At 72.7% G+C, this 11,689-nt stretch carries 10 protein-coding genes; 2 read left to right on the plus strand and 8 right to left on the minus strand.

The window, feature by feature from the left end; all coding sequences use genetic code 11:
• Nucleotides 1–253: 253 nt before the first annotated feature.
• On the minus strand, nt 254–940 hold the full coding sequence (locus tag CCO02nite_RS12390; protein WP_146843473.1) for an iron-dependent transcriptional repressor DtxR: 687 nt from the start codon (nt 938–940) through the stop codon (nt 254–256).
• A gap of 105 nt (nt 941–1,045) precedes the next feature.
• Here CCO02nite_RS12390 and serC point away from each other — a divergent pair, with 105 nt between their 5' ends.
• Nucleotides 1,046–2,146 carry a phosphoserine transaminase gene (gene serC / locus CCO02nite_RS12395; RefSeq protein ID WP_146843584.1) on the plus strand — a complete coding sequence of 367 codons (1,101 nt, stop codon included), beginning with the start codon at nt 1,046–1,048 and terminating at the stop codon, nt 2,144–2,146.
• 61 nt (nt 2,147–2,207) lie between these two features.
• On the opposite strand, the gene CCO02nite_RS12400 is transcribed toward serC, so the two are convergent.
• The 6 genes from CCO02nite_RS12400 to CCO02nite_RS12425 all read right to left on the minus strand — a co-directional run bounded on the left by CCO02nite_RS12400 (nt 2,208) and on the right by CCO02nite_RS12425 (nt 9,690).
• Complete coding sequence (locus CCO02nite_RS12400) at nt 2,208–2,870, minus strand: LPXTG cell wall anchor domain-containing protein (protein WP_146843474.1); 663 nt, start codon at nt 2,868–2,870, stop codon at nt 2,208–2,210.
• Nucleotides 2,871–3,002: 132 nt separating this feature from the next.
• Nucleotides 3,003–4,811: a DUF4012 domain-containing protein gene (locus CCO02nite_RS12405; protein ID WP_146843475.1), complete on the minus strand. Its 1,809-nt coding sequence runs from the start codon at nt 4,809–4,811 to the stop codon at nt 3,003–3,005.
• A 106-nt stretch (nt 4,812–4,917) separates the two neighbouring features.
• A complete protein-coding gene (locus CCO02nite_RS12410) occupies nt 4,918–6,237 on the minus strand; it encodes an MFS transporter (protein ID WP_146843476.1) in 1,320 nt (439 codons plus the stop codon).
• Nucleotides 6,234–6,704 carry a MarR family winged helix-turn-helix transcriptional regulator gene (locus CCO02nite_RS12415; protein ID WP_146843477.1) on the minus strand — a complete coding sequence of 157 codons (471 nt, stop codon included), beginning with the start codon at nt 6,702–6,704 and terminating at the stop codon, nt 6,234–6,236. Before CCO02nite_RS12415 ends, CCO02nite_RS12410 begins: the two co-directional genes overlap by 4 nt.
• A gap of 73 nt (nt 6,705–6,777) precedes the next feature.
• Entirely contained in the window at nt 6,778–8,103 is a 1,326-nt protein-coding gene (locus CCO02nite_RS12420) for a UDP-glucose dehydrogenase family protein (protein WP_146843478.1), read from the minus strand.
• Nucleotides 8,104–8,235: 132 nt separating this feature from the next.
• Entirely contained in the window at nt 8,236–9,690 is a 1,455-nt protein-coding gene (locus CCO02nite_RS12425; RefSeq protein WP_146843479.1) for an NCS2 family permease, read from the minus strand.
• Nucleotides 9,691–9,855: 165 nt separating this feature from the next.
• Here CCO02nite_RS12425 and rfbA point away from each other — a divergent pair, with 165 nt between their 5' ends.
• Entirely contained in the window at nt 9,856–10,731 is an 876-nt protein-coding gene (rfbA, locus tag CCO02nite_RS12430; protein ID WP_146843480.1) for a glucose-1-phosphate thymidylyltransferase RfbA, read from the plus strand.
• A gap of 40 nt (nt 10,732–10,771) precedes the next feature.
• Here rfbA and rfbD read toward each other — a convergent pair whose 3' ends face one another.
• Nucleotides 10,772–11,620, minus strand: a complete 849-nt coding sequence (rfbD, locus tag CCO02nite_RS12435) for a dTDP-4-dehydrorhamnose reductase (protein ID WP_146843481.1) — start codon at nt 11,618–11,620, stop codon at nt 10,772–10,774.
• Nucleotides 11,621–11,689 lie beyond the last annotated feature (69 nt).

Consider the following 11,689-nt stretch of genomic DNA (forward strand, 5'->3'; position numbering starts at 1 on the left):
ACGACCGATCCCCGCCGCGCGGGTGGGGTTCTCGTCGCGTGGCGGCGGGCGGTCTACCCGCAGCGGCCGGCCGGCGCGCGGCCTGGTGGGCCGGCGGTGGCTGCGCGCCGCGTGGGTGGAGATCCCGTCGCGTGGCGGCGGGATCTCCACCCACCGCAACCGATCCGCGCTACGCGGGTGGGGTTCTCGTCGCGTGGCGGCGGGAGGTCTACCCGCAGCGGGCTCCGGGTGCGGCGTGGGCGGGCGGGGCGGGTCAGGCGGTGCGGACGAAGATGTGCCGCGCCACCTCGTCGGGGAGGTCCAGGACCGTGGCGCCGCCGACGGTGCCGACCGTCGTGGTGCCCGCGGAGCGCTCGATCGTGATCTCGACGCCCGGGAGCACGCCGGCGTCGTCGAGCCGCGTCAGCAGCTCGACGTCCACCTGCAGGGGCTCGGCGATGCGCGCGACGACCGCCCGGCCGTCGACGCTCATGTCGACCAGCGCGACCACGCCGTCGAGGAAGCTGACGCGTGTCTGCTCCTCGCCGATCTCGCCGAGGCCGGGGATCGGGTTGCCGTACGGGTCGAAGTGCGGGTGGCCGAGCAGTGCCGCGAGCCGCTTCTCGACGCGCTCGCTCATCACGTGCTCCCAGCGGCACGCCTCCTCGTGGACGTAGGGCCACTCGAGCCCGACGACGTCCGTGAGGAGCCGCTCCGCGAGCCGATGCTTGCGCATGACGCGCGTCGCCTTCGCACGGCCGAGGTCCGTGAGCTCGAGGTGCCGGTCGCCCGTCACGACGACGAGGCCGTCGCGTTCCATGCGCGCGACGGTCTGCGAGACGGTCGGGCCCGAGTGCCCCAGTCGCTCCGCGATCCGAGCGCGCAAGGGCGTGATGCCTTCCTCAGTGAGCTCGTAGACCGTCTTGAGGTACATCTCCGTCGTGTCGATCAGGTCGCTCACCGCACTGCCTCCTGGTCCGCTGCCGGCCGCACACCCCGCGACCGCACGGGCCCAGGTTAGTTGCTCGCCCTGGACGATGTGGGGCCCTATCCTCGCGACGTGCCGATCACCATCCCCGCCGACCTGCTGCCCGTGGACGGGCGCTTCGGTTCTGGCCCCTCCAAGATCCGTCCCGAGCAGGTCGACGCGCTCGCGTCCGTCGGCCGCACGCTGCTGGGGACCTCCCACCGCCAGGCGCCCGTGCGCGGCGTCGTCGCGCGTGTCCGCGCCGGCCTGACCGAGCTGCTCGGCCTGCCCGACGGCTACGAGATCGCGCTGGGCAACGGCGGCTCGACGCTGTTCTGGGACGTGGCGACCTGCTGCCTCGTCGAGCGGCGGGCCGCGCACGGCGTGTTCGGCGAGTTCAGCGCGAAGTTCGCGGCCGCGACCACCGCGGCGCCGTTCCTCGACGAGTCGGTCGTCACGTCCGCACCGCCCGGTGGCGTCGCGGTGCCGGCACCGCACGACGACGTCGACGTCTACGCGTGGCCGCAGAACGAGACCTCGACCGGCACCATGGCGCCCGTGAGCCGTGTCGCGGACAACGGGCTCGTCGTGGTCGACGCGACCTCTGCCGCGGGCGGCCTGGACGTCGAGGTGGCGCAGACCGACGTCTACTACTTCGCTCCGCAGAAGTCCTTCGCATCGGACGGCGGGCTGTGGCTCGCCGCGCTGTCCCCCGCGGCGGTCGAGCGTGCCGCCCGGGTCGAGCCGACCCGCTGGGTGCCCGAGAGCCTCTCGCTGACGACCGCGATCACCAACTCACGCCTCGACCAGACCCTCAACACGCCGGCCATCGCGACGCTCGTGCTGCTCGCCGAGCAGCTCGACTGGATGCTCGAGAACGGCGGTCTGGCGTGGGCGGCCGGCCGCAGCGCGCAGTCGTCGGGGCACGTCTACCGCTGGGCCCAGGAGCGCGAGTGGGCCACGCCGTTCGTCCCGGACCCGGCTGACCGCTCGGCCGTCGTCGCGACGATCGACCTCGCACCCGAGGTCTCCGCGCCCACGGTCGCGAGCGTGCTGCGCGCGCACGGGGTCGTCGACGTCGAGCCCTACCGCAAGCTGGGACGCAACCAGCTGCGCATCGCGGTCTACCCGGCGGTGGACCCGCAGGACGTCGTCGCGCTCACGGCGTGCATCGACCACGTGGTCGCGCACCTCGTCTGACGCGCCTCGCCCGCACACGACGAAGGTCCGGACCCACGGTCCGGACCTTCGTCGTTCAGCCTCAGGACGCCTGGTGGCGGCGGCGGGCGAGGAACATCAGGAGGCCACCCACGGCGACCAGACCCGCGCCGGCGATCACGATCGGCATCGTGTTGCTACCGGTCGAGGACAGCTCCGGCGCCGGCGGCGCCGCGTTGAGCGGGCTCGTGAGGCACTGCGGCGAGGACGGCGGGTAGGTGACGTCGACGGTCATCTCAGGGTTGACCTCGAACTTCACCTGGGTGTCGGGGCGCACCCAGTCCCACTGGTCACCCTCGACCCAGGTGCCGTCGGGCAGCAGCGTCCAGCCCGGCCAGTCGACGGCGTTCCCGTTGTCGTCGACCACGGCGCCGGGCCACAGCACCGTGCCGGTCAGCGGCAGGTCGGACTGCACGAAGTCGGCGCCGCCCGGGTTGATCCAGGTGATCGTGACGGTCGTGTTCGGCGACCCGATCGCCTTGACCGCGTAGCTGAGCTTCGGCACGTCGTTGTCGCAGAAGGGCTTGAGGAGCTGGATCTGCAGCTCACACGGCCCTGGGGGGCCGTAGTCGTCCGAGTCCTGCAGGCATCCGTACTCCTGGGACGGACTGGGGGACGGCGTCGCGGACGTCGCTACGGTGGCGCCGCCCAGGATCGTCCACGCCGCGAAGACCACGACGAGAAGCGCCTTGACGAAACGGCTCATCGGACAAGCACCACCTCAGGATGATTCGGACATATCGGATGGGCCCATCTTGCCCCGTGCGCAACCCCGCAGACAGCGACAGATCGGGTGATTTCGGACGCCGTTCGGGTGAACGTGTCGCTCGCACGCGTCCTACTGACAGGTGACGGCCACATGCCCCGGGCGATCGGCGGTCGGCGTCGTCCACACGTCGACCCGGCCGTCGACCACCGGGACGGTGGCGAGGTAGGTCACGGACTCGCCCGGTGCGAGCAACGACGACACCTGCTGGACCGGTCGGCCCGCCTCGGACGCCGCCCGTCCGGCGAAGCCGTCGCCCGTGCGCAGCGTCGGCAGCTCGGTGCCCTGCGGGCCGAACACGGTCACCCGCGTGGCGAGCCAGCCGCGCGGGACGCTCTCCTCACGCGTCCCGAGGATCTCGTCGCGCCACGTCAGCAGGTCCGCGGGCGGGTCGTACGCCAACGCGATCCGCACGGTCGCCGTCGGTGCCGCGCCCGAGCACTCCAGATCCTCGACCGTGACATCGGCGGTGAGGTCGTAGTCCAGCTTGCCGGCGGTCGCGTCGTCGAGGAACACGCCCACGCTCGCGCCGTCCTGCCCGGACAGGAACGCGCCGCCGAGCGTCGTCGCGGCGAGCGTCGCCTGCTCGTCGGGATCGGCCGACCACACCCGCACGCGGCGCTGGTCGGTCGCCTCGAGCGCGGCGCTCACGACCTCGTCGGACTCGCCCGCGCCGCTCGCGACCGCGGCGAGCAACCCGGCGGCCACGGACGCGAAGTACTCGTCGGCCGCGGCGTCGTCAGGGGCCTCGAGGTACACACCGCGCAGCGTGCGCTGCAGGAAGTCCTTGCTGTCCACGACCGTCCCGTCGGGCAGCGCGAGCGGACCGGTCGCCTCGAGCATGAGCTGCACCGCCACGGGGTCGAGCGCGAGCACCGCGTCGACGTCGGGCCCGCCGTCCGCGAGCCACAGCTCACGCGCGAGCTGAGCGGTGCGCGGGAAGTCCGGCGTCATGACGGTGTCCTGGATCCAGCGGCCCACGTTCTCGCCCTGGACGTCGACCTCGTCGGCGGTGAGCGCGACCACGGGCTCGTCGGGGTGCGCGACGTGCCGCGCCGCCTTCTGCTGCACGAGCGTCACCTCCCCGTCGTCCACCCGGACGACGAGCGCGCTCCCGACGATGCCGCCCGCGCTGCGCAGCTCGGCCGAGTTGAGCGCGAGCACGAGGTACGTGCGCGGTTCGTCGGCGCCCAGCATCCCCGGCATCAGGGCCGCGGTCGTCGCGGCCGAGGTCAGCGTCGAGGACGCCTCGTCGAGGGCGTCGTCGACCGTCACGACCGCGTCACGCAGGGGTCCGACGAGGGGGCCGCGGTCGATCGCAGCGACCCGGCCCGCCGCGTCGGTGGCGATCTGCGCCGAGGACGCGAGCGGCGCCTGCACGGCGCTCATCGCCGCGAGGTCGATGCGGCCGTCGGCGCCGCGCAATCCGTCGCCCGTGAGCAGCGCGCCCGCGTCCTCCGCGGCCGGCAGGGCGCCGACGGCGACGTCGTCGAGCGACTGCGCGACGGTTCGGACCGCGACGAGCTGCGCGCCGAGCCACGGCGCGTGCTCGGCAAGGCTCCAGACCGGGTCCTCCACGCGCTCACGGGCCCGCGCGGTGGCGTCCTGCACCGCCGGCAGCCGCTCGTCGATGGCCTGGAGCTGCGCGAGCCCGTGCTCGGCCGTGACGTCGTCGAGCTGGACCCGGGCGTCCTGGAGCGCGTTCACCGCGCCGTACGCGCGGTAGCCCACCCAGGCGAGCGCCGCCACCAGTGCGACGACGACGAGCACGAACCCGAGCGCGACCGCACGCCCCCGTCGGCGGCGCGGGCGGGGTGCCGCGGCCGCGGGCGCCTCGGGCGCGTCCGGTGCCGCCGGCGCAGACTCCACCCCGGTCGTCATGCGGCGATCGTGACATACCGGACACTGCGCATCCGCGCTCGCGCACGTGATTCACCCTGGTCCCCCGCTCACGGTTCACCCGCTCGGCGGCACCGTGGCCGGCGGATCAGGCCGCGGTGAGGGCGTCCGACGCCTCCTGCGCGCCGGCCCGCGCGAGCGCGGCCTCCCGCTCGACCACGGGGTGCACGACCTCGAGGTGCGGCCGGCTCAGGTGGTAGCGCACGCGCACGTCCCAGGCCCGCCGGGCCCAGATCGCGGCTCCGGTCGCGACGAGCAGCGCGGAGATCGAGCCGACGCCGATCGCCCACCGGGCGCCGAACGTCTCACCGATCCAGCCGACGATCGGCGAACCCACGGGGGTCGCACCGAGGAAGACCATCATGTAGAGCGCCATGACGCGGCCGCGCATCTCGGGCGACGTGGTGAGCTGGATGGTCGCGTTCGCCGCGGTCATCATCGTGAGCGAGGCGAGCCCGACGGGGATGCACGCGATCGCGAACGACGGGTACGTGGGCATGAGCGCCATGACGCCCGTCGCGATGCCGAACCCGAACGCCGCACCGATGACGAGCCGCACGCGCGGCTGCTCCCGCCGGGCGGCGAGCAGCGCACCCGCGAGCGAGCCGATCGCGAGCACCGACCCGAGGATCCCGTACTCCCCCGCACCCTTGCCGAACTCGGTGCTCGCCATCATGGCGCTCGTGAGCTGGAAGTTGAGGCCGAAGGTCGACACGACGCCGACCACCACCATGATCACGATGATGTCCGTGCGGTGCCGCACGTAGCGCATGCCCTCGCGGATCTGTCCCTTGGCGCGGGGCGCGCTCGGCATCCGCTGCAGCTCGGAGGCGCGCATCTGCGTGAGCGCGAAGATCGTCGCACCGAACGTCACGGCGTTGATGAGGAAGACCCAGCCGGTGCCGACGGCCGCGATGAGCAGGCCCGCGACACCGGGGCCGATCAGCCGCGCCGCGTTGAACGACGCGCTGTTGAGGCCGACGGCGTTCGACAGCCGTTCCGGCGGCACCAGCTCGGCGACGAACGTCTGGCGGACCGGTCCGTCGATCGCGGTCACGCAGCCGAGCGCCAGCGCGAAGACGTACACGTGCCACAGCTGCGCATGGCCGGAGAGCACGAGCGCGCCGAGGCCCGCCGCGAGCACGCCCTGCGCGACCTGCGTCGCCATCAGCAGCTTGCGCCGGTCGAGCCGGTCGGCGAGCACGCCCGCCCACGCGGACAGGAAGAGCACCGGCGCGAACTGCAGCGCTGTCGTGATGCCGACCGCGACGCCCGACTGGTCGGACAGCTGCGTGAGCACGAGCCAGTCCTGCGCGACGCGCTGCATCCAGGTGCCGACGTTCGCGACGAGCGCGCCGGCGAACCACAGCCGGTAGTTGAAGAGGCGGAGCGAGGCGAACGTCGTCACGAGGTCGCGATCCTGCGCAGCAGCGCGGCGGCCTCGACGAGCAGCGCCTTCTCGTCGGGCGTGAGGGTCTCGAGGCGGGCCGCGAGCCAGACGAGACGGCGGTGCCGCGTCTCGGCGACCTCCTCCACCCCGGCCTGGGTGAGCGAGACGACGACGGCGCGTCCGTCGGTCGGGTGGTCGTCCTTGCGGACCAGGCCACGCTCGACGAGGCAGCCGACCGTCCGCGTCATCGCGGGCGGCTGGATCCGTTCGAGCTCGGCGAGCTGACCCGGCGTGAGCGAGCCGTGCTTGGACAGCCACATCAGCGCGCTGTACTGCGGGTCGCTGAGCGCCGCGCTGCCGCGCTCGGCGCGGATCCGGCGCGACGCGACGGCGATCGCCCCGCGCAGCTCGCCCGCCAGCTCGAGCACCGCGGCGTCGGAGGTCGACGACGGCGACGGTGCGGGGCCGGCGGGGGTGGACGACATGGTCGTTACCCTACATCATTACCTGAAGTAATGAGATGGGATCTCGGTCACGGTCGTCGGGCCGGTGCGGACCTCACGGCCGCCCGAGCGCGCGGTACGTCCAGCCGGCCGCGCGCCAGTGCGCGGGGTCCAGCACGTTGCGGCCGTCGAGCAGGTTGCGGTGCGCCACCACGGCGGCCAGCGCGTCGGGCTCGAGCGCGCGGTACTGCGCCCACTCGGTCGCGAGCAGCACGACGTCGGCGTCCTGCGCCGCCGTCAGCACGTCGTCGGCGTAGTGCAGGTTCGGCCACTTCGCGCGCGCGTTCGCCACACCCTGCGGGTCCGTGACGACGACGTGCGCGCCCTGCTTCTCGAGGCCGTCCGCGACGGACAGCGCCGGGGAGTCGCGGATGTCGTCGGAGTCAGGCTTGAACGTGGCACCCAGCACCGCGACGCGCTTGCCCGTGAGCGACCCGCCGACGACCTCGCGTGCGAGCTCGACCATCCGCTCGCGCCGCCGGATGTTGATCGAGTCGACCTCGCGCAGGAACGTGAGCGCCTGGTCCACGCCGAGCTCGCCGGCGCGCGCCATGAACGCGCGGATGTCCTTGGGCAGGCAGCCGCCGCCGAAGCCGAGGCCCGCGTTGAGGAAGCGCCGGCCGATGCGGTTGTCGTAGCCGATCGCGTCGGCGAGCCGGGTGACGTCGGCGCCGGTCGCCTCGCACAGCTCGGCCATCGCGTTGATGAACGAGATCTTCGTCGCGAGGAAGGAGTTCGCGGCGACCTTCACGAGCTGCGCGGTCGCGTAGTCCGTCACGACGAGCGGCGTCTCGTCGGCCAGCGGAGTCGCGTACACCTCGTCGAGCGCCGCGCGGGCGGCCTCGCCGGCCGGGGTGACCACCCCGTCGTCGTCGGTCGGCAGGCCGTACACCAGCCGGTCGGGGTGCAGCGTGTCGTTCACCGCGAACCCCTCGCGCAGGAACTCGGGGTTCCAGACCAGCGTCGCGCCCGTCGGCTCGACGAGCTGCGCCAGGCGCTCCGCGGTACCGACCGGCACCGTCGACTTGCCGGCGACGACGTCACCCGGGCGCAGGTACGGCAGGAGCGCCGTGACCGACGCGTCCACGTACGTGAGGTCGGCGCGGAACTCACCGGCCATCTGCGGCGTGCCCACGCACACGAAGTGCACCTTGGCGCCCGCGACAGCGGCGATGTCGGTGCCGAAGGTCAGCCCGCCGGCCGCGCCGGCCTCGGTCAGCAGCTCGGGCAGGCCCGGCTCGAAGAACGGTGCGCGTCCGGCCCGCAGCAGCGCGACCTTCGCCTCGTCGACGTCGATCCCGACCACCTCGTGGCCGAGCGACGCCATCGCGGCGGCGTGCACCGCACCCAGATAGCCACAGCCGATGACGCTGACGCGCATGGACCCACCTTCTCGACGATGCGGACTGCCGCGACGACTCTACCGGCGGCCCGCGCCACGCTCGTCGTCGGAGGTCCCGCGAACGAACGGCGGGCCGCCCCCGAGGGGACGGCCCGCCGCGGCAGGACGGGATCAGCCGACGAGCTGCTCGATCGGCGCCCGGACGAAGTACAGGACGAACAGGCCCGCGATGAGCCACATGAGGGGGTGCACCTTGCGCGCCTTGCCGACCACGACCTGCAGGATCACGTACATGATCACGCCGCCGCCGATACCCGCGGTGATCGAGTACGTGAACGGCATGAGGACCATCGTGAAGAACGCCGGGATGGCGATCGTGTAGTCCTTCCAGTCGATGTCCAGCACCTGCGTCACCATGAGGAAACCGACGACGACGAGCGCCGGGGCGGCCGCCTGCGACGGGATCACGGCGACGAGCGGCGCGAGGAACGTCGCGAGCAGGAAGGCCACGCCGGTGACGACCGACGCGAGGCCCGTGCGCGCGCCGTCGCCGACGCCCGCGGCCGACTCGATGTAGGACGTGTTGCTCGAGACGCCGGCGGCACCGCCCGCGGCGGCGGCGATCGAGTCGACGACGAGGATCTGCTGCGAGCGCGGCGGGTTGCCCTTCGCGTCGAGCAGGCCCGCCTCGCCACCGACCGCGACCATCGTGCCCATCGTGTCGAAGAAGTCCGCGAGGAGCAGCGAGAACACGAGCAGCACGACGGAGATCGCGCCGATCTTGCCGAACGCGCCGAACAGCGAGAAGTGGCCGAGCAACGAGAAGTTCGGCGTCGAGACGATCTTGTCCGGGATCCCGGGCTCCGTCAGGCCCCACGAGTCGATGTCGGCGATCGCGTTCACGACGATCGCGAGGACGGTCGTCACGAGGATCGAGATGAGGATCGCGCCGCGCACCTTCTTGACGAGCAGGACGACGGTGAGGATCAGACCGAACGCGAACACGGCCACGGGCCAGGTCGCGATCGAACCGTTCACGCCGAGCGTGACGGGCACCGCCGGCGGGAAGTCCGGGCTCCACGGCGCGGTCACGAAGCCCGCGTCGAAGAAGCCGATGAACGCGATGAACAGACCGATGCCGACGCTGATCGCGGTCTTGAGCCACACCGGGACGGCGTTGAAGACCGCCTGCCGGAACCCGGTGAACACCAGCACCAGGATGATGAGGCCCTCGAGGACGACGATGCCCATCGCGTCGGCCCACGTCATGTCGGGCAGCACCGCGATGGAGAACGCGACGACCGCGTTGATGCCGAGGCCGGCCGCGAGCGCGAGCGGGAACCGCGCGACGACCCCCATGAGGATCGTCAGGACGCCGGCGACCAGGGCGGTCGTCGCCGCGATCGTGCTCTTGCTGGCGAGCTCGGCACCGGTCCCGTCGGTGCCGCCGAGGATGTTGGGGTTGAGGACGATGATGTAGGCCATCGTGAAGAACGTGACGAGGCCGCCGCGGATCTCGGTGCCGACGGTCGAGCCGCGGGCCGTGATCTCGAAGTAGCGGTCGAGCCCGTTCCTGGGCACGGGAGGATCGGTGCGCTCCGTGGGAGCCGCGTCGGTCGAAGACATGCGCGCAGTGTGTCAGAGGCGTGAAGGCACCGGGAGCGTTCTGTGCATTCGGGAGGCCGATTCCGCGGCCGCACACTCCCCCCAGGGGTGAAGATCGGGCTCCGATGGGGGTCGGACGTCCCACCGACCTGCCCCGATCCGCCGCCTGGACCATACTGACGGACCATGCACGGGATCATCCTCGCGGGCGGCTCCGGGACGCGGTTGCACCCCATCACGCTCGGCGTGAGCAAGCAGCTCGTCCCCGTGTGGGACAAGCCGATGATCTACTACCCGCTCTCGACGCTGCTGCTCGCCGGCATCCAGGACGTCCTGATCATCACCACGCCGCACGACGCGGAGCAGTTCCACCGTCTGCTGGGCGACGGCAGCCAGTTCGGCATCGCGATCTCCTACGCCGTGCAGTCGGAGCCGAACGGCCTCGCGCAGGCCTTCGTCATCGGCGCCGACTTCGTGCGCGACGAGAAGGTCGCGCTCGTCCTCGGCGACAACATCTTCTACGGCACCGGGCTGGGCGACCAGCTCGCGCGGTTCGGGGACGTCGAGGGTGCCGCGGTGTTCGCCTACCGGGTCGCGGACCCCACGGCGTACGGCGTGGTCGAGTTCGACGAGCACGGGCAGGCGCTGTCGATCGAGGAGAAGCCCGTGCGGCCCCGCTCGTCGTACGCGATCCCCGGCCTGTACTTCTACGACAACGACGTCGTCGGGATCGCACGCGACCTGGCGCCCTCGGCGCGCGGTGAGTACGAGATCACCGACGTGAACCGCGCCTACCTCGAGGCGGGCCGGCTGCACGTCGAGGTGCTCCCGCGCGGCACCGCGTGGCTCGACACCGGGACGTTCGAGTCGCTGCTCGCCGCGAGCGACTACGTGCGGGCGATCGAGCAGCGGCAAGGCCTCAAGATCGGTGCACCCGAGGAGGTCGCGTGGCGTCGCGGGCTCTTGTCCGACGACGAGCTGCGCACGCGTGCCGTCGCGCTGGGCAAGTCCGGCTACGGCACCTACCTGCTCGGGCTGCTCGAGGACCCGACCGCGCGCTGAACCGCGTCCGGCGCCCGCTGCCCGGCAGCCCCGCCGACCGTCAGCCCGCCAGCACTCCCGCCGCAGCGAGCGCCCACCGCGAACGCCAGTCGCCGATCGGGTCGAGCCCGGCTGCCCGCAGCGCGGCGTGGCCGAGCACCGAGTACGCGGGCCGGGGCGCAGGGCGCACGAAGGCGTCCGACGTCGTGCGGTGCACCACGTCCGGGCTCAGGCCCGCGGCCCCCACCACCTCCCGCGCGAAGTCGTACCAGGTCGTCTCGCCCGACGAGGTCGCGTGGTAGATCCCGGACGGCACCCGGGCCGCCACGAGCCGCACGACGAGGTCGGCGACGTCCACCGTCCACGTCGGCTGACCGCGTTGGTCCTCGACGACGTCGACGGAGCCGCGTTCGGCGGCGACCCGGGCGATCGTGCGCGGGAAGCACGAGCCGTGCGCGCCGTAGAGCCACGCGGTGCGCACCACCAGGTGGTCGCCGCCCGAGGCGGTCACCGCCCACTCCCCGGCCGCCTTGGTGCGGCCGTACGCCGACGCCGGCGCGATCGGGGCGCGCTCGTCGTACGGGGTGCTCCCGGTGCCGTCGAACACGTAGTCGGTGGAGAGGTGCACGAGCCGGGCACCCGCCGCCACGGCGGCGCGCGCGAGGTTGGCGGCGCCGACCGCGTTGACGTCGAAGGCCTCCGCCTCGGCGGCCTCGGCGTCGTCGACCCGGGTGTACGCGGCGCAGTTCACGACGACGTCGGCGCCCGACGCGACCTGGGCGCACCGCCGCGCGTCACGCACGTCGAGCTCGTCGTGACCGACCGCGACGACCTCGTCGCCCCCGCCGGCGAGCCGCGCGACGAGGTCCTGGCCCAACATCCCGCCCGCACCCACGACGACCCAGCGCATGCCGCTCCTTTCGGGTTCCCTCGTCCGTCGCCAGCGTAGGGGCCGGCCCCGGCGGGCGAACGGTGAACG

It is taken from the genome of Cellulomonas composti (genome assembly GCF_007990245.1).
Lineage (GTDB): Bacteria > Actinomycetota > Actinomycetes > Actinomycetales > Cellulomonadaceae > Cellulomonas > Cellulomonas composti.